Here is an 18,206-nt window from a genome sequence, read left to right as displayed (position 1 = left end):
AGGAAATCGAACAGCTATGTCAGAAGCGCAACCCAAAGACCGACCAGACCCTGGAGCCAGTTGATGAGCACGGAAAGCAGCCCGAGCGCGTTGCAGATCGACATTGCCCGGCAGATCCTGCTTCAGGCACAAAAAGAAGGCTGGCGGGCAGGTCATCCGATTGTCGAGAAGACCCTGGCAACAATGTTTGGCGTATCGCGCACACCGATGCGGGCCGCTCTCGAAATCCTTGCGACCAAGGATCTCGTGCGCCTCATCCCCAACAAAGGCTTTGTCGCCGCCACCGATCTCGGCAACGGCACCTACATCGAGACATTCAGTGAGAGCGAAACGGAGCGCCTCAAGCAGCAGATCCTGCGCGACCGCTCTGTCGGCACCATTCCGCAGGAAGTGTCGGAAAATGAGCTGACGGAACGCTACGGCATTGCGCGCGGGACGATCCGCAAGGCGTTGACGCAATTATCCTCGCAGGGCCTCATTCACCGCCAGCGCGGCCACGGATGGGCGTTTGTCGATTCGCTCGACAGCGCAGAAAGCCTGGCCGAAAGCTATCGTTTTCGCATCGCGATCGAGCTTGCAGGCCTTGCCGAGCCGAACTACCGCGCCGATCCGGATGCGCTCAAGGCCCTCATTGCCGAACATGAAAGCATGTTCGACCAGATCAATGCCGCCGGCAGCATCAGCCGCGACAGCTGGTTAAAACTGAACGCCTCCTTCCACGAGACACTCGCCACCTGGTCCGGCAACCGCTTCATCCTGCAATCCGTGCGCATGCAGAACGACCTTAGACTGCTGCGCGAATCCTCGGTATTCGATCGGCTCCGGCCCGAGCGCATGGAGAGGTCGCTGAAGGAGCACATCCAGATCCTCCGGTATATTGGCTCCGGCGAGATCGAATTCGCCCAGCTTGCGCTGCGGCGCCACCTTGAATCGACGCTGCAGAAAGTTGAGGACCGGATCCGCAGCGAAAGATAACGCCTGCCGAGAGCGCATTTGCCCCCCTTTTGGGGAGGCCGAGAAGGTTTGCGATTTTTCGTATTGCATTATGATCAAACAAAAGGCACAGTTCGCTCAACCGGAAAACCGGGCAGACCACAAAGAGGAGAACTGAGGTGAACCGTAGACAGAGACTGGCCGCGTCGGCCGCAGCACTAACGCTGACCTTGGCCTGCGGCCCGGCCGCAGCAGAAACGCTGAAAATCGCACTCAATGCCGACATCCGCAGCCTTGATCCGGGCGTCAACCGAGACGCCAACAGCGACGCCGTCGTGTTGCACATAGTCGAGGGTCTCGTTGCATATAGCGAGGACGCCTCGGTAAAGCCGCTGCTTGCCAAGGAGGTCGCTGTCTCGGACGACGACCTGACCTACACGTTTAAGCTCAGGGATGGCGTCAAGTTCCATAATGGCAACGTGCTGACTTCGGCCGACGTCGTCTGGAACTGGAACCGCTACATGGACGAAGCCACAAAATGGCGATGCCGCAACGACTTTGCCGCGGGCGGCGCCGCCCATGTCGTATCGGTCACGGCACCCGACGACAAAACCGTCGTCTTCAAGCTCGAAAAGCCGAACGCCCTCTTTCAGGCAACGCTTGCCAGAACCGACTGCGGCATGACCGGCATACTCGACAAATCATCGTTTAACGCCGACGGCTCGTTCAACGTGCCTGTCGGCACCGGTCCCTTCCGGTACAAAGAATGGCGTAAGGGCGAATTCATCGACCTCGAAGCCTTTGCCGACTACGCGGTACGCAGCGAAGAAAAGCGGGACGGCTACACCGGCGCCAAGCGTCCGCTTGTCGAGGCCGTCCGCTTCGCCGTCATTCCCGACCGCTCCTCCGCCAAGGCTGCGTTGCTCAATGGCGACATCGATATCGTACCGGACGTTCCCTATGCCGATGTCGAGGAGTTCAAGCAGAACGCCGATACCGCCGTTTCGCTGGCGACCAATCCCGGCATCGTCGCGCTCCTGTTGCAGACGCGCGATCCGCTGCTCAAGGACATGCGCATCCGCAAGGCCATCGCCATGGCTCTTGACACCAAGACCATGGTCGAGGGAATTACGCTCGGTCTCGGCAAGGCCAACAACTCGCTGATACCGCCGACCTCAAAATACCACTCCCCAGCCCAGACCCAGGGCTACAGCTACGATCCCGCGGCGGCAAAGGCGCTGCTGCAGGAAGCCGGTTACAACGGCCAGCCGATCAAACTCATCGCCAATACGCGCTACTCCAACACCTACGATGCGGCAATCGTGGCACAGGCAATGCTGCAGCAGGTCGGAATATCCGCGGAACTCGAAGTGCTGGAGTGGGCGGCACAACTCGACCGATATCAGAGCGGCAACTATACGGCGATGGTGTTTCCCTATTCGGGACGCTACGACCCCGCACTGACCATGGACTCCGTCATGGGCAACAAGGACAAGGAGCCGCGCAAGGTCTGGGACGATCCGGACGCGCAGGCCATGCTCGCCGACGCCGTGCGTTATTCCGACCCGGCCAAGCGCCAGGAGCTTTTCGACAAGCTACATGCGCGCTTCCTGGAAACCGTGCCCTTCATCATGCTCTATAACGGGCTCGAGGCTTCGGCCTACCAGAAACACGTCCAGAACTACGCGGCCTCGATCTTCTCCATGCCGAGGGCGTGGGAAGTCACGATCGCCGAGTAAGAGAGTTCGCTCGAGATGCTGCGCTTCATCCTTTCGCGGATAGGAATGGCCGTTCCGACGGTTTTCCTCGTCGCCGTCGTCGTCTTCTTCCTGATACGCCTTGTTCCGGGCGACCCGGCAGCATTGCTGCTCGGCGACATGGCGTCGCCGGAAAGTGTCGCTGCCTTGCGCTCGGACCTTGGACTCGACAAGAACATCCTGACGCAGTTTGCGATCTGGCTGACCAGCGTCCTGCAGGGCGATTTCGGGACGTCGATCACTACGAAGGAGCCGGTGACCCATCTCATCATCGAGCGTTTCAAGGTCAGCGCCGGCATCGTCCTCGTTGCCGTCGCCCTTGCCTCGCTGGTCGCCGTTCCGGCCGGCTTCATCGCCGCCCTCCGCCAGAACTCCAGACTTGATTTCACCCTTGTGTCGATCGCCGCGTTGCTTCTGTCGATCCCGACCTTCTGGCTCGGTCTCGTCATTCTGCTCATCTTCGGCCTCAAGCTCGGATGGTTGCCGGTGGTCGGCTACGTCTCCGTCGCCGAAGACCCGAGCCGCGGGCTGCTCTATGTGCTGATGCCGATCCTCACGCTCTTCCTACACGAGATCGGCGTGCTTCTGCGCATGGCCCGCGCCTCGGCGCTCGAAGTTCTCAGGCTCGACTACATCACTCATGCGCGCGCCAAGGGCCTGCCCGAGCGAACGGTGCTGTGGCGCCATGTGTTCCCCAACGCCTTTGCGCCGACGCTGACGCTGATCGGCCTGGTGCTTGGCAACATGCTCGGCGGTATCGCCGTCGTCGAAACCGTGTTCACGATCCCGGGTCTCGGGCGGCTCCTCGTCGATGCGATCTTCGGCCGCGACTATCCGGTCATTCAGGGATGCCTGCTCTTCATCGCGGTCATCTACGTGCTGGTCAACCTGATCGTCGACCTGTGCTACCCGCTCTTTGATCCGCGAGTGAAAATCACATGAAGACCCTTTCTGCCAATGCGCTGGTTGGCGGCCTGTTCGTCGGCGCCTTCGTGATCGTCGCCTGCCTGGGCTCCGTCTGGACGCCCTATGATCCGATGGCGCTCGACATGAAGGCACGCCTCGCCGGCCCCTCGGCCCGGCATCTGCTCGGCGCCGACGAATTCGGACGCGACGTGCTTTCCCGCTTGATGCTCGGCGCGTCGGCGAGCGGCATCGTCAGCCTTGCCACGGTCGCGATCGCAACTGTGCTCGGCACCGCGCTTGGCGCCATCTCAGGCTATGTCGGCGGTTGGACCGATCGGGTGCTCGTCGCCGTCACCAATGCCCTGCTCGCCTTTCCCGGCATCCTGCTTGCGCTTGGGCTGCTTGCGATCTTCGGCGCCAACAAATTCGGCATCGTGCTGGCGCTTGGCATTGCCTACACGCCGTCCGTAGCAAGGATCGTTCGGGGCACAGTGCTTTCGTTGCGGGAGAAGGAATTCATTGACGCCTCCCGGATTGCAGGCGATTCCGAAATCTACACGCTGCTGCGCCATATCCTGCCGAATTGCATCGCGCCGCTGACGGTCCTGACAACGTCGATGTTCGGGTGGACACTTTTATCTGAAAGCGCGCTTTCCTTCCTCGGCCTCGGCGTGCCGCCACCGGCCCCGACCTGGGGCAACATGCTGGCCGCTGCCCGCCCCTACCTCGCCCAGGCGACCTGGCTTGCAATCTTTCCGGGCCTTTGCATCTCCGTTGCGTTGCTCGGGATCAATCTGCTTGGCGATGCGCTGCGGGATAGGCTCGACCCGAAAATGAGAGGCACGCAATGACCCAGCTACCACTCCTGACCGTCGAGCAACTCGTGCTCGGCACCTCGGCTGCGATGGCACCACCCGTCGTCGATTGCGTCAGCCTCACTCTTCGCGCTGGCGAACGCATTGGCATCGTCGGCGAATCCGGTTCGGGCAAGTCGATGTTGATGCGCGCTGTCATCGGCCTTCTGCCGCCCGGGATCGTCAGGCGCGGGGGCTGCGTCCGGTTTGCCGGCCGCGATATGAGCGGGCTTGCGCCGGACGACCTGCGTAAGCTGCGCGGCAAGGGCATCGGGCTCATCTTCCAGGAGCCGATGACCTCGCTCAATCCGGCGCTCACCATCGGCCGCCAGATGGAGGAAGGTCTGGCACTGCACACGACAATGGACGCGTCAGCGCGTCAAAGCGCAATCCTGGCCATGCTGAAACGTGTCGGCATTGCCGATCCGGACGCAGCCATCCGTGCTTTCCCGCATGAGTTTTCCGGTGGCATGCGGCAGCGCATCATGATTGCCTCCGTTATGCTGCTCGAACCGGCGCTCTTGATCGCGGACGAGCCGACGACCGCACTCGACGCCGTCGTGCAACGTGACGTGCTGGAATTGCTGCATGCGCTGGTCGAAGAGAAAGGCACCGCGATGGTGCTGATCAGCCACGACATGGCGATGGTGGCGCAATATACCGATCGCGTGCTGGTCATGCAGAAGGGTGTCTGCGTCGAGGAAGGGACAACGGCCGAACTCCTCCGCATGCCGCGGCACGACTACACCCGGAAACTTCTTTCGGCCCTGCCGCGCCGCGTGCCGGCGCGTGCAGTCGCACCGAATGCTCCGCTCGCCAGCGTCAGAAATATGAAGCTTGCCTACGGCAGCGGCACGGGCGCAAAGCCTGTCTTGCATGGCATCGATCTCGATATCCATCCTGGCGAGATCGTCACGCTGGTCGGAGGTTCCGGCTCCGGGAAGACGACGCTTGGCCGCATCATCGCCGGGCTGCTGCAACCGGATGAGGGCACGCTTACCTTCCGCGGACAGGTGGTCAATCGCAAAAGCAGCGGCTTCGCCGACTACCGCGCCAATTGCCAGATGGTGTTTCAGGATCCCTACTCTTCGCTCGATCCGCGCATGCGGATCCGCGACATCGTGGCAGCGCCGCTCCGGCACGAAAAATCGATGCGCGCCGCAGACCGCCGTGCGCGGGTCGATGAGGTGCTCGCCGAAGTGGGTCTCGCTCCGCAATTCGCCGAGCGGTTTCCGCATCAACTCTCCGGTGGGCAAAGGCAACGTGCCGCCATCGCCCGCGCGCTTGCTCGCCGGCCCGACCTTGTCATCGCCGACGAGGCGGTCTCAGCGCTCGACCTGACCGTAAAGGCCCAGATCCTCACCCTTTTGAGCAAACTGCAGCGAGAACAAGGTTTTGCATGCCTCTTCATCTCCCATGACCTGGGCGTCGTAGAGCAGATCGCCGATAGAGTTGTGGTCATGCACAAGGGCGTTATCGAAGAACAGGGCAGCCGCGACGAGATCTTCGACCGCCCATCCTCGGCCTATACGCGCAAGCTCCTGTCTGCCGTACCTATGCTGACGCCGGCGGCCGGCGGAGGCATCGATCTCGTCTGGCGCGCCGCTTGACGGGAGCTGCTCGCGCCACAAAAACTTAAGTCGTCGCGCCTGGCGCCTTCGGCTTGGGACCCGGTGGCCGCATCGCTTTCCAGTCAAGGTCGCCTGGCCAGGCGACCTGTTCCCCATTGACCTGATCCTACGGCATCGCGCTCAAAGCGGCGAACTTCATTCAGTAAAGGGTTTCCCATGGCTCACTACCCAGACATCCTGCTTCATATCGACGGCGCCTGGCGGCCGGCGCGTTCCGGCAAGACCATTCCCGTCATCGACCCGGCCAACGAGGAAACGATCGGCCAGGTGGCCTGGGCCGAAGTGGAAGACCTCAATGAGGCGCTTGCGGCCGCCGAGAAGGGCTTCAAGACGTGGCGGGCAACCTCCGCCTTCGACCGCGCCCAGGTGATGCGGTCGGCAGCCGCCCTGCTGCGCGAACGGGCCGGCGACATTGCCTTTCTGATGACGCGCGAGCAAGGCAAACCGCTTGCCCAGTCGAAGGGCGAGATCCTTGGCGCCGCCGACATCATCGAGTGGTTCGCCGAGGAGGGAAAGCGGGCCTACGGCCAGATCATTCCGCCGCGCGCACCCGATGTCACCCAGATGACCGTCAAGCTGCCGGTCGGTCCGGTTGCCGCCTTCACGCCCTGGAACTTCCCGATCAACCAGGTGGTGCGTAAGCTGTCGGCGGCGCTGACCACCGGATGCTCGATCATCGTCAAGGCGCCCGAGGAAACACCGGCGTCGCCGGCCGAACTCATCCGCTGCTTCGTCGATGCCGGGCTTCCGGCCGGCGTCGTCAACCTTGTCTACGGTGTGCCCTCGGTCATCTCGGAATACCTGATCGCCCATCCGGTGATCCGCAAGATGTCGTTTACCGGCTCGACCCCGGTCGGCAAGATGCTGGCGGCCCTTGCCGGCCAGCACATGAAGCGCGCGACGATGGAACTGGGCGGGCATGCGCCTGTCATCGTCACCGATGATGCCGATGTCGAACGCGCCGTCGCCATCATGTCCGCCAGCAAGTACCGCAATGCCGGCCAGGTCTGCGTGTCGCCGACCCGCTTCCTCGTGCAGGAGCGCGTCGCCGATCAGTTCCTCGACGGCTTCGTCGCCGCCTCGAAGACGATCAAGGTCGGCAACGGTCTCGAAGCCGGCGTCGACATGGGGCCGCTTGCCAACGAGCGGCGCATCCCGGCGATCGAAAGCCTGGTTGCCGACGCGCTCGAGCATGGTGCCCGATTGGCGACCGGCGGCCATCGCATCGGCAACCGCGGCTACTTCTTCGAGCCGACGGTTCTGGCGGACGTGCCGCTTTCCGCCCGGATCATGAACGACGAGCCGTTCGGCCCGGTCTCGATCATCAATCGCTTCCATGATCTCGACGAGGCGATCAACGAGGCCAATCGCCTGCCCTTCGGTCTTGCGGCCTATGCCTTTACCGGATCGGAGCGCAGCGCCCACCGCCTGGCAAGCGAGGTCGAAAGCGGAATGATTTCGATCAACCATCTGGGCCTGGCGCTCCCCGAAGTCCCCTTCGGCGGCATCAAGGATTCCGGCTACGGCACCGAGGGCGGTTCCGAAGCGATCGAGGCCTATCTGGAAACACGCTTCGTCACGCGAAAGAGCGTCTGACACCGCAGCATCTGAAACGTGGTCTGAGGAGCGACGACGTCCTCTTGCGGAATTCCGTGGATACAGTGGCGAATTTTCCACAACCCTGACGGTTTCAGTCCTTGGACAACGAGGTATGGCTCGTGAGGGATAGAAGTTCGACTTTGCACAACGTCATTCGAAGTGGCAGGCATGACCTTGCGGCACTAGATAATTGAGCACCGCTGCCTTGATGGTGGAGGAGAGAAAGCCGTAGTGGCCGGCTCGCATCGAAAGCATGGTGGCCGCAGTAGGACGAAGGACAGCAGGCATTGTCGACATCCCGCGTTCGCGTCATCGATCTGGAAACGGCCGGCAACGGACCGAACGACGTCTGCGAAATCGGGTGGCAGGACGTGGTCCTTGAAGACAATGGACGGTGGGTCGTCAACGACGAACGCGGCGCATTGATGGTCAATCCGGGTCGGCCGATTTCGCCCGACACGATGGCCATCCATCATATTCTCGACGAGCAAGTCGCCGGCGCGCCCTACTGGAAAAATGTGGCGCCAGAAGTGTTGCATCCGCACGGCGGGATCGACGCGTTGGCCGCACATCGTGCAGCCTTCGAACAACGGTATTGCACGCCTCGTCTCACCGGCGGCTTGCCCTGGATCTGTACCTGGAAGTGCGCCCTACGGATTTGGCCTGATCTGCCACGATTTTCCAACCAGATGCTCCGCTACCAGCGTATGCCGGAAGGGCTCGTTCACGAGATAGGTCTTCCGGCCCATCGAGGCATGCCGGATGCCTACGTGACGGCCCATCATCTGCGCGATCTGTTGAACGCTGCATCGCTCGATCAGTTGCTGGCGTGGAGTGCCGAGCCGGGCTTGTTGCCGCGCGTGCCCTCCGGGCCTGATCGTGGGAAGGGCTGGGATCGCCTTAGTACGGAGACGCTCACCGAATTTCTTCGCGATAGAGATAGCGACATCCGCTTCAGCGCCCAGACCGAGTTGCAAAGGCGCGGTGAATTCGAACCTACCGCTGCCGACGAGCCAGTGCAGCAAACCTTGCTATGACTGGAACTGTGCGTCGCGCATGCGCCGAATGAAGGGCGGCACCAGGGTGGCGCTCGGCGAACGCGGTGATCTGCCTTGGTGAAGTACTCTACTCAGCATCGACAGGAATTGCCTTGAAGACACGCAAACCGCTTATCCTCACAGCCCGGATCGCGGAGATCGATCTTGAGATCTTCGATCGCCTTCGAAACGCGCATTTCCCGTCGGAGCGAAACTTCCTCCGCGCTCACCTCACGATGTTTCATCGTTTACCGGGCGAACACCTCGAGCGGATCGTTGGAGAATTGCAGGCCGCGGCCACCAAGCGTGACCAGATCCGCGCGCAGGCAGCCAGTGTTCGCCATCTCGGCGCGGGTGTGGCGTTCACGATCAGAAGTCTTGAGCTTGAAGACCTTTATGCAGAACTAAAGCGCGCTTTCATGCCATGGCTGGGCGGTCAGGACATGCAGAGGTGGCAGCCGCATATCACCGTCCAGAACAGGGTTTCGCGGTCAGCCGCAGACACCTTGCACCGGCAACTGACACACGATTTCAAACCACGATCGTTGACGCTGGAGGGCCTGGATCTCTGGAGATATCTAGGCGGACCTTGGCAGCTCGAACGAGCGGTCTGTTTCGAGATCTCCGCTCTCCGTACAGCGCCATTGGCCGGCTCAGCGGCGATCGTTGACGATCATCGCTGAGCCACATGGGCGGACAGATGCTTTATCCGCGCGCTTATGACCAACAGGGTCGGGGCACAGAGACCTCGAAAGAAGACTGTGGGCCGCACCAGGAAGAGACCGCCTACCCGTCACATCGCGCGGAGGCGTACATCGATGACGGATGCGATGCCGAACTCGCTCAACTCTCCGAGCATCGTTCTGACCGGGTCTCGGTCAGGAAGATGGCGAACGCTGTGGCGGGCAGTGCGAGGCCGATCATGGAGGCGAGCCACCATCCACCAGAGGCAAATGCCCAGGCACCCAGGGCAGAGCCAATGGCGCCGCCGGTGAAGAAGATTGCCATGAACAAGCCGTTGAGCCGGCTGCGCAAGTCCGCGCCGAGTTCGTAAATCGAGCGCTGCCCCGTCACCAACGTCATGGTGACGCCGAAGTCGAGCAGGATTGCAGCAAGCGTTAAAAATGTGAGCGCAAAGGTCGAACCTTCAGAGATTTGCGTCATCAGAAAAGCGGCCGCGACACTGACAAGGCCGAATGCCGTTGCCGGCCGCACCAATCCCTTGTCAGAAAGGCGCCCAGCGATGGGCGAAGCAATTGCGCCCGCAACACCGGCCAGGGCGAAAAGCGCAATGCCATTATGACCCAACCCAAAGCTGGGCCCGGCAAGATAAAGCGGCGTCACGGTCCAGAAGAGGCTAAATGCGGCGAACTGACAGGCCTGATAGGCGGCGCGCCGCTGCAGGACCGGCTGCGTCGCGAGAAGCTGGGCCATCGACTTGAGCAGCTGGCCGTAGCTCAATCGACCCGCCGCAGGCATGCGGGTCGGCAATTGCGTCCATAGAAGGGCTCCAAGCCCGACCATGACGATCGCGGAAACATAAAACACGGTATGCCAGGAGCTGACGCCGGCAATTAATCCGGCAATCGGCCGCGCCATCATGATCCCAACCATCAAACCGCTCATGATATTGCCAACGACGCGACCCCGAACGGCATCCGGTGCAAGGTTGGCAGCGAACGGCACGATCATCTGGACAGCAACCGAGCCAAGCCCGATGGCGAGCGAAGCGGTGAGAAAGGGTCCAGGTGTGGTGGAGAGCCCGGCCGCGATCAGGGCAAGAGTAACCAGGCTGATCATGGTCACAATCAGCCGACGATTTTCGAGGAGATCACCCAGTGGCACGAGGAGCAGCAACCCAAGGCCGTAGCCGATCTGGGTCACGGTCACGATCAAGCCTGTTGCCTCAGCCGGTAGGCCGATGTCGAGTGCGATCGGCCCGGCGAGTGGCTGCGTATAATAGAGGTTGGCGGCAATCAGGCCGCAGGCGGCGGCCATCAGAAAAGTCATGCCGACGGAGAGACCGGCCGGGCGCTGCGACTGGGCGAGGGAAGCTGGAGTTGTCATGGAATGTGCCTTGGGAGAAAGGAGACGGGCGGGTTGATCAGTCGAGAATGCGCAAGATTGCTTCACCGGAAGGGAGCAGCTGGTTCTCCAGCTCTCCGGTCTTGCCGGCGATACGCACGCCCTGCAGATAGGAAAATAGCGCAAGCGCGGTACTCGCGGGATCGGCGTCATGGCGAATTGAACCATCTAACTGGCCATCGCGAATGAAACCTTCGAGCCGCGTGACGAGCTTGCGATTGTGTCCTGCGACCTTGGCGGCGATCTCGGCATCGGACAGAACCAGTTCCACGGCGGCACCGATGGCCAGGCATCCACGCCTGCCGGTCTCACCACAGGCGGACATGGCATAGAAACTGACGACGCGGGCAACCTTTTCGCGACCGGTGGAGGCTGAAGACAATGCCTGTTCCAGAAGGTCAGCTCGGACCTGTTTATAGCGGTCGTAGGCAGCGACGAAGATGTCACGCTTGTCCTGAAACGCCTTGTACAGGCTGCCGGCAGTCAGTCCCATTTCGGCTTTCAGTTCTGCGATGGAGGTTCCGTGATAGCCCCTCTCCGAAAATATGCGGATCGCCGCATCCAGAGCTTGGGTCATGTCGAACTCGCGGGGGCGCCCGACGGAGCGATGGGAGTTTCTTTCGGAATTCATTTGACGGCCTATTAGGAAACGATCGTTCCCTAATAGGCCGTCAAAGAGATTTGGTCAAGCCGCTTATCGATCGGCATCTATTGGAAAGACGAGTGGCGCGAGCTTAGATCGAACCCGTTGCAGTTGACGATGTCCCACATTACGCTTGGTATCGAGCACATTGGCTGACAGGAGCTGCAGCGTTGGCTCAGAGCGCAGACAAGTTGTCCGTGGGCGTTCCACCGTGAATGCCGTCGATCTCCAGGCATTCATGTCCACGGCGTCGACGGAAGCACCTGAGGGCGATCGATTCGCAAGAGCCCATGCCGGGGAGTTTCAGACTACATCCTGCTCATCGTGACAGTTCCTGAGCAACCGCTGCCCGCCCCGGTCCCCTTGAACCTGCCTTTCCCTTTGTCGTTCTTTATCATGCCGGTGAGGATGTTGCCGCCCTTGCGGCCTTTATGGACGAATGTGAGGGTCATATTAATAGTCCCATTCCTCGCGACTTTCCCCGCAAGCCCCGAGCTGGAGGATACAACGCCGTCATTTACCAGGATGGACGTTGAAAGCTCACGCCAATCACCGCAGTCCGTCGTCGCGTGCCTCGTTAGCTTCCACACGCCATTGAACACGCTCAAACCAGCCGCCACGCAACGATTTCGGCGGACTTCCATTCCGTTGCCACAGACGAGGGGGCAGACACGGCCACCGGCCGCCTTCAGACTATTCACGAGCTCCTCGGTGGGGGTGAGCGAGGCAAGCTTGATCCCCTTGCGTTCGGCATAGGCTTGCAGCGCCTTCTGACTGCCGCTACCCCATTTGCCGTCCACCTGCTCAAGGCATCCGACACGCACCAGTTCCCTTTGGGTGATCAGTGTGAGCTCACCGGCACTCATTTGGCTGGTCGGATCGCTTGATCCCTTCAAGCCTGGTGTGGTCTGCTCAAGTTTAGCAAGTTCGGGTGGCACGCCGGTGACCTTCGGCAGGGCGGCACGCTTGAGGTCGCCCTGCCCCAGTTCAGCCGTCTCCCGTTCCTTATCCCGCGCTTCAATCGCTGCGATTTTCAGTTTCGCAAGCGTGACGAATGCGCCGCTTGGGTATTGCTGAAGGTAGGCTTCAAAAAAGTTCCTCTCGGTCGCGTCCTTGATGGAATTCCAAAAGGAAAGCTCCACACTTCTGTCGGTGTCCGATGTGACCACCGCCGAGTTCGTTGGCGTCTCGGGGATTTTCGCCGGGTTCAGCACAACCGGGCCCGTCAGTGAGGAACTATCCCAGGGAATCTGCTTACCGCCGGTGACCTGCAAAACGGCGCGACGCACAGCAATCAGGTCATCCGTTATGCTCTGCCCGGGTGTGCCGAGGTGTTGAAGCAAGGCCGACGTAAACGGGGAGTTTCGACCGGCCCCGTCGAGCGCAACGTTTCCCGGCTGCGTGGCGAACGCAATCAGCGACCCCACACCAGTATCGAGCTTGGCCAGGCCTCGACCGACGACCACGGACCGTGTTCCAAGCGACCGAGCCAAAGTCGTAGCGAGCGGATTGTCACGGCAAGCGTCGAGGAAAACCAGATTGACCTTGGCGTTGCGCTCCATGGCAGCAAGCACGAGTTCGATCGGCAGCGCCTCGAAGTCTAGATCATTGTTCGATTTCAGCTGCGCGTCGATCGGGATGATATAATTGCCACCGTTCACCTGCAGCCCGTGCCCGGCATAGAAAAAAAGCGCCACGTCTGCGCCTTCGACCTTGCCGACGAACTCTCGGATCACTCCCCGCATTCCTGTCAAATCGAGGTCCCGACCCGTTACCACCACGAAGCCCAGTGCTGTCAATTTCGACGCCATGTCGCCGGCATCATTTTGCGGGTTCGCGAGCTGAGGTGCGTGTCTATAGGCGGAGTTCCCAATGACCAGCGCGACGCGCTTTTCGGCCCAGACGGGGGAGCCCACAAAAAAGAGCAAGAGCAAGACAGCGGCACGAAGGGAATTCATGAAGCAGCTCCACCACTCCGATCCCGAGCCGAGCGTTTGACAGCCACAGCGCGCAACCGTTGCCGTCACTTCATCGGAGCGGCCCCAAAAGGCCGCGACGGGAACATCAAGAATGATCCTGCCGGAAGATGTAGTCAATCGACGTCGGAAAGCAGATGAGATCAACAATCGACGGTTGCTGGTCTAAAAAGGGGCCTCCTGATCGTGTGGTTACTCCAAACTGCCCGCATGGAAAAATGGATAATCCTGACTGCTCATAAATATCCATCGGTACTAGTTCAGAATGACTAAAGAACGAGTGGCTCCCACTACTGTCGATTTAGAATCTACTTAATTTCGAAGGAGCGAACATGGTGAGGATCTTTCTCCTGCTTACAGCGCTGGCCGTCCCGACGGTCGCAATCGCTGATGATGAAACTGACCGTGCACAGGCCGGTGGATTACAATTCCGCGCGCTGAAGAAGTGCGTACGAAAGGCGCCCGCGGGCGAGTTCGGTAGAAAATGCGACATTCCAGCAGTCGGGTGGCCAGGGGCTGAACGACTTTGGCTGCCTAGTGTCTCTCAAAATGCCGGCTGAACAATCTGTTTAGCACTTCCACGTGCTTCGTCGCCTTTCGGGGGAAGCATTTCCAGACAAATAGCACTCGACTTTGATCCGTCCGACGAATTGGCTCACCAGGGCTGCCCTATCCGCCATGGGCCGGCCCTCGCATCGCCGCACGACCGGCGCTCCCCGGATGTGCCGACTTGAAGGGTTGCGGTGGTTCCGTCGACAGCGCCTCCCGGATGGCGTCCGTGATCGCAGAAACGACAAAGTCCGCCTGCGTTTCCTCAACGAGGAACTTCCCGGCTTCGTGTTCGTCCACGTCCTGCCATAGGACGATGCCGACCCGCGCTTCAGGAGCCAGTCGCTTCAGGCGACGGACAAGGAATTTGGCGTGGCGCATGGATTCTCGATCGAGAACAGTGAGAACGATGGCATGCCGACCTTTTGTCGGCAGCTCCTTGATTTTTTGCGGCCTGAGAGCTTCATGGCTGAAGTAATTGACGTCCGCCCCTTGTACCCGCAGAACCTGCAGGAGCATCATCGCCGTGACATCATCGAGCGCACTTCGCCCTCCTAGGCAAAGCACGGATCGCCCTTCACCAGGAGGGAGTTCATAATCGTTCTCTTTTTCATCGGTGTCGCGGTCGGGATCTTCGCTTTTGTCTTCGTCTTCCTCTTCAACCGCGATCTCCTCGAGGTTGGCAACCAGTGTGCCTGCACTTTCGGCAACCCGTGCTCCTTGCTCTTCCGTCAAGGCACCACGCATACGGTCACTTTCGGCCAGAAGCAGCGCGGGAATGGCAACCGTGTCGTAAAATTCGACGAGGTACATTTCCTCAAGCATCTCCTCTGCATTATCCGTTGCTTCGTCCGGGTCTCCCGCCAGCAACCGTTGGTAAAGGCGCTCTTTCGGATTGAGGACGGGCTCATTGCCCAACAGAATTTCGAGGAATTCGAACTGCCGGACGTGACGGCCAAGCACAACCAGGCAGACGGTGAGCGGTGTCGACAGTACCAGTCCAACCGGGCCCCAGAGCCAGGCCCAGAAGATGGCAGCAACAATGATCGCAAGGGGAGACAGTCCTGTGCGAGACCCATATAGCAAGGGCTCGACAACGTTGTTGCTTAACAGTTCAAGAGCAATGAAGAGCCCAAGCGTCAGAACCACCAAGCTCCAGCCCGGAGCTGCTGCGAACGCGAGAAACAGGGGCAACGCAGCAGCAATCACCGGGCCGATATAGGGCACGAAGCGCAGCATGATCGCCAGCATCCCCCACAAAAGTGCGTTTGGAATCCCTAAAAACCAAAGGCCAATCGCGAGCGGCACCCCATAGGTGATGTTGACGACAAGTTGCATGAGCAAATACTGGCCCACACGAGCGCCCGCATCTTGGAGTGCCTCGGTCGTTCGATGAAGATCGCCATACCCGACAAGCCGAATGAATCGGTCGCGCAGATCCTCCCGCTCGAACAGCATGAAGATGACGACAACGATGACGAGGCCAGCGGTTGCCAAGGGACCTAGGAGCGGATTGATGACGCTCATCAGGATTTCGATCGGGCGCTGCGGCGAAAATATCTCTACCAGAAGCGGCTTCGGTTCAGGCGCGGTCGCGGGCGACACAGCCACATCTTTTTCAGGTCGGCTGAGCTCGATGCTGATCCGCTCCATCACCCGGCTCAATCGATCGAGTATCTGGCTGTCCGACCCAGCTTCTTTTAGGGAGCGGACCTTCTCGACGATATTTGACTGGTATCTCGGCACATCCCGCGCGACCTCGCTGATTTGCAGCGCCACCATGGCGCCAAATGCGCTGAGGAACAGGAAAGCCATCGTCACGGTTCCGATAACCGCGACCGAGCGAGGGCAGCCGGCGCGGCGCAGCCTTGAGACAACGGGTGCAAGAGCAAACGTCAAAAGGATGGCAATCGCCAGGGGAAGGAAGACATCCCTGGCAATGTAGAGCACCGCCACCGTTGCAGCAATTGCTGCAAGCGTTGGCAGTTTCGAAGTCTCAGCAGCTGCCCGCGACAAGGTCAGCGGATGCAATTCGACGGCCATATTGACCGGTTCTTTCCCACTCTTGCGCGAAAATCTCAGCATCGAACCTCCCGGGCCTTCCAGGCGTACCCCTTCTGGTCTCCAATTGCGAACCCTCCGGCCCGGTGGTTCTCAAGCTACGGGCAGGCGTCATCGATCCATAGGCACTGCCGATCAGCACCAACCAAACTGATAATATTAGAACGGACGCAAAAATAAGCCAGACGGCGAGGTCCCGATGCCAACGGCCAACCTGGCCTGGAACGTTGCAGGACCTGTCGACACCGGCTCACCCGAGTGGCAATGGTCGGGGTGATGATGCGCGGCTCGCGGCGGGAATTGTAGCCCCATTTGAGTAAGCGCCTAAGCATTGATCCCCAATTTCAGACGTGTTGGTATCCGCTCTCAATCGAGGGAGCGTTATGTTTGACGATGAGATCGAAATCGAGTGCCCCGAGTGCGGCCACGAAAACGGGACACCGGTCGACCGAGTGAGGGACGACGAACACGTCCCCTGTGAAAGGTGCGGAAGCGCCATCGCGCTGGGCCGACGGAAGCATTTGCTCATCATCGAGCACGTCACTAAGAACATCGCGAAACTCAGGCGCTCGCTCACCAAGTTCAGGCAAAGCTCTCCCGCTGCCCGCCGGAGGCCCCGAGGAAAGTCGTAGATGGGACTGCGTCCCTTCGCGCTTTGAAGGCCCCCGGGATTTCAAACGCGTCGGATGGCCCAGCCGTCTCGCGCGCACCCTTCAACGATGATGGCGCGGAGCCGGGAACAACAGGAAAGTCGCACGCGTTTTAGCGAAAGCTTGAGGATAGCTTGATGCGCTCTACTGCGGATCCAAGGAGGTCCGTTATGGCAAAGCATCCAAGATACGTATCGCCGAAACAGACGGGCTTGTACCCGGATCGAGATCTGGACTGTCAGATGGCAATGGAAGATGTTTTCCAATCGGTCGCCGAATATGGCGAGGCGGCCGGCTGGAGCGAGCGCGAGGTCGCCGACGCGTTGATTGAACTGGCGCATAACCGGTGGTTCATGCTGGATGCCAAGGAGAAGATGTTCGAGGAAGGGGCCGGCATGATCATTCGCAAGGATAGGACCTCCCCACTCCACTGAGCTACTCGGCCTCCATCTTGGCGACGAGGAGAAAATTAAGCGGGAACGGGACCGATTTCATCGCGGGCGGTTTCCAGGGCGGGGCCGCTGTATTCCATCCTGCCGGCCCACGCAGACAACGCACTCTCATCGCCCTCAGGCGCCTTTCGGGCGATTTCTTTTGGCATCAATAAATTAGCAACCCGACAAGGAACAAGGTCTGCATCGGTGAGTTGAGACTCCGAGAAGGAGTTTGCTTATGATTTTTATACGACCTGAATTCGATTGCCGGGGCGGCGGAGGGGCTGACGTCTCAGGGCTGATCGCCTCGATCAAATACGCTCTGGCTTCCGAAGCGCCCTTCGATACGCAAAATCTCTGCTTCAGAGTGCTCGGAACATCCGTCGTCATCGAGGGTCAGGTCAGCCATAGCAGTGGTGACGATTTTGTCCGCCGTATCGCCGAGGATATTGCCGGGGCTGACCGGGTCCTCGTGCGCGTCGGTTGTCCTCGAAGCAACGGACTTTCGACGATCGGCGAAAGCATACGCAAGGAGAACGGTGATGCCTAACACAGGCGGTAATAGCGAGAGCCTCGCGAATAGGCTGACAGCACACGGACGCGAACCGACCGATTTCCCCGACGATAGCCCGCTCGGCAAGGGCGATTTGCGCGAACCGCGCGAGCCAGTGCCGGAATTTGACGAACCCGATGACGAAGACGATCTCGACGAGATCGAGGAAATAGAGCTCGAAAGCATCTTTGATCCGGACAGATACGACCCCGACGACGACTTTCCTCCTCCGGGATAGCAATGGTCTGGTCCAACTTTTCGGAAGAGAAGATGGAACCTGTTCGAGGCATCTGCGTTTTCGTTTCGTGGAACCCTGAGCCCCCGATCAGGGTGACGCCTTCACCATCCCTCCGGAAGTGAAGCCCCGATAAGCCAATGGCCTCGTCGCCGCCCGACGGGGCCATTCCTTTTCATGGCCCTTAATTCGGGGGTGCATTTTCGCTCCTGGGGACCACAATGGGGCTCGTCGGAGGCGCACGCACTTCCTGAGGTTGCCCAACTTTGCACCATCAAGGGCAAAACGGGGAGATTGGTTAGC

General features: G+C 60.2%; 16 protein-coding genes. 11 read left to right on the top strand and 5 right to left on the bottom strand.

Annotation, left to right across the window (positions count from 1 at the left end; translation table 11 throughout):
• Positions 1 to 63: 63 nt before the first annotated feature.
• The 6 genes from IB272_RS27925 to IB272_RS27900 all read left to right on the top strand — a co-directional run bounded on the left by IB272_RS27925 (position 64) and on the right by IB272_RS27900 (position 7,677).
• Positions 64 to 975 carry a GntR family transcriptional regulator gene (locus IB272_RS27925; RefSeq protein WP_060582123.1) on the top strand — a complete coding sequence of 304 codons (912 nt, stop codon included), beginning with the start codon at positions 64 to 66 and terminating at the stop codon, positions 973 to 975.
• A gap of 137 nt (positions 976 to 1,112) precedes the next feature.
• The gene (locus tag IB272_RS27920; RefSeq protein WP_348646823.1) at positions 1,113 to 2,672 is read left to right on the top strand and encodes an ABC transporter substrate-binding protein; all 1,560 of its coding nucleotides are present in this window, start codon (positions 1,113 to 1,115) and stop codon (positions 2,670 to 2,672) included.
• Positions 2,673 to 2,687: 15 nt separating this feature from the next.
• Positions 2,688 to 3,632, top strand: a complete 945-nt coding sequence (locus IB272_RS27915) for an ABC transporter permease (protein WP_034803329.1) — start codon at positions 2,688 to 2,690, stop codon at positions 3,630 to 3,632.
• Positions 3,629 to 4,447, top strand: coding sequence for an ABC transporter permease (locus IB272_RS27910; RefSeq protein WP_060518987.1), 819 nt, complete (start codon positions 3,629 to 3,631; stop codon positions 4,445 to 4,447). The genes IB272_RS27915 and IB272_RS27910 overlap by 4 nt, the downstream gene beginning before the upstream one ends.
• On the top strand, positions 4,444 to 6,060 hold the full coding sequence (locus IB272_RS27905) for an ABC transporter ATP-binding protein (protein WP_060607960.1): 1,617 nt from the start codon (positions 4,444 to 4,446) through the stop codon (positions 6,058 to 6,060). Before IB272_RS27910 ends, IB272_RS27905 begins: the two co-directional genes overlap by 4 nt.
• A gap of 177 nt (positions 6,061 to 6,237) precedes the next feature.
• Positions 6,238 to 7,677, top strand: a complete 1,440-nt coding sequence (locus tag IB272_RS27900) for an NAD-dependent succinate-semialdehyde dehydrogenase (RefSeq protein ID WP_034805416.1) — start codon at positions 6,238 to 6,240, stop codon at positions 7,675 to 7,677.
• Positions 7,678 to 7,830: 153 nt separating this feature from the next.
• On the opposite strand, the gene IB272_RS27895 is transcribed toward IB272_RS27900, so the two are convergent.
• Positions 7,831 to 7,968 (bottom strand): hypothetical protein, encoded by a 138-nt coding sequence (locus IB272_RS27895; RefSeq protein WP_156623649.1) that lies wholly within the window; start codon positions 7,966 to 7,968, stop codon positions 7,831 to 7,833.
• On the opposite strand from IB272_RS27895, the gene IB272_RS27890 reads away from it, so the two are divergent.
• Positions 7,968 to 8,717: an exonuclease domain-containing protein gene (locus tag IB272_RS27890; protein ID WP_060521192.1), complete on the top strand. Its 750-nt coding sequence runs from the start codon at positions 7,968 to 7,970 to the stop codon at positions 8,715 to 8,717. The genes IB272_RS27895 and IB272_RS27890 overlap by 1 nt on opposite strands.
• A 113-nt stretch (positions 8,718 to 8,830) precedes the next feature.
• Positions 8,831 to 9,400, top strand: coding sequence for a 2'-5' RNA ligase family protein (locus tag IB272_RS27885; RefSeq protein ID WP_063891283.1), 570 nt, complete (start codon positions 8,831 to 8,833; stop codon positions 9,398 to 9,400).
• A 160-nt stretch (positions 9,401 to 9,560) separates the two neighbouring features.
• Here the strand turns inward: IB272_RS27885 and IB272_RS27880 are convergent, their stop codons facing one another.
• From IB272_RS27880 to IB272_RS27865, 4 genes are all read right to left on the bottom strand, one after another.
• Positions 9,561 to 10,784, bottom strand: a complete 1,224-nt coding sequence (locus tag IB272_RS27880) for an MFS transporter (protein WP_060604799.1) — start codon at positions 10,782 to 10,784, stop codon at positions 9,561 to 9,563.
• A gap of 37 nt (positions 10,785 to 10,821) precedes the next feature.
• Positions 10,822 to 11,433: a TetR/AcrR family transcriptional regulator gene (locus IB272_RS27875; RefSeq protein WP_034791852.1), complete on the bottom strand. Its 612-nt coding sequence runs from the start codon at positions 11,431 to 11,433 to the stop codon at positions 10,822 to 10,824.
• A 320-nt stretch (positions 11,434 to 11,753) separates the two neighbouring features.
• Positions 11,754 to 13,403, bottom strand: coding sequence for a caspase domain-containing protein (locus IB272_RS27870; RefSeq protein ID WP_192357334.1), 1,650 nt, complete (start codon positions 13,401 to 13,403; stop codon positions 11,754 to 11,756).
• A 687-nt stretch (positions 13,404 to 14,090) separates the two neighbouring features.
• Positions 14,091 to 16,055: an AI-2E family transporter gene (locus IB272_RS27865; RefSeq protein WP_192357336.1), complete on the bottom strand. Its 1,965-nt coding sequence runs from the start codon at positions 16,053 to 16,055 to the stop codon at positions 14,091 to 14,093.
• A gap of 796 nt (positions 16,056 to 16,851) precedes the next feature.
• Here IB272_RS27865 and IB272_RS27860 point away from each other — a divergent pair.
• From IB272_RS27860 to IB272_RS27850, 3 genes are all read left to right on the top strand, one after another.
• Complete coding sequence (locus tag IB272_RS27860) at positions 16,852 to 17,115, top strand: hypothetical protein (RefSeq protein WP_156623648.1); 264 nt, start codon at positions 16,852 to 16,854, stop codon at positions 17,113 to 17,115.
• Positions 17,116 to 17,353: 238 nt separating this feature from the next.
• Complete coding sequence (locus IB272_RS27855) at positions 17,354 to 17,665, top strand: hypothetical protein (RefSeq protein ID WP_051659234.1); 312 nt, start codon at positions 17,354 to 17,356, stop codon at positions 17,663 to 17,665.
• The gene (locus IB272_RS27850) at positions 17,658 to 17,906 is read left to right on the top strand and encodes a hypothetical protein (protein ID WP_060521197.1); all 249 of its coding nucleotides are present in this window, start codon (positions 17,658 to 17,660) and stop codon (positions 17,904 to 17,906) included. The genes IB272_RS27855 and IB272_RS27850 overlap by 8 nt, the downstream gene beginning before the upstream one ends.
• Positions 17,907 to 18,206 lie beyond the last annotated feature (300 nt).

The sequence above is a fragment of the Ensifer sp. ENS08 genome (genome assembly GCF_014852195.1).
Classification (GTDB): domain Bacteria; phylum Pseudomonadota; class Alphaproteobacteria; order Rhizobiales; family Rhizobiaceae; genus Ensifer; species Ensifer adhaerens.
The sequence above is the reverse complement of the archived record's forward strand: the minus strand, read 5'-3'. Positions and strand labels throughout refer to the sequence as shown.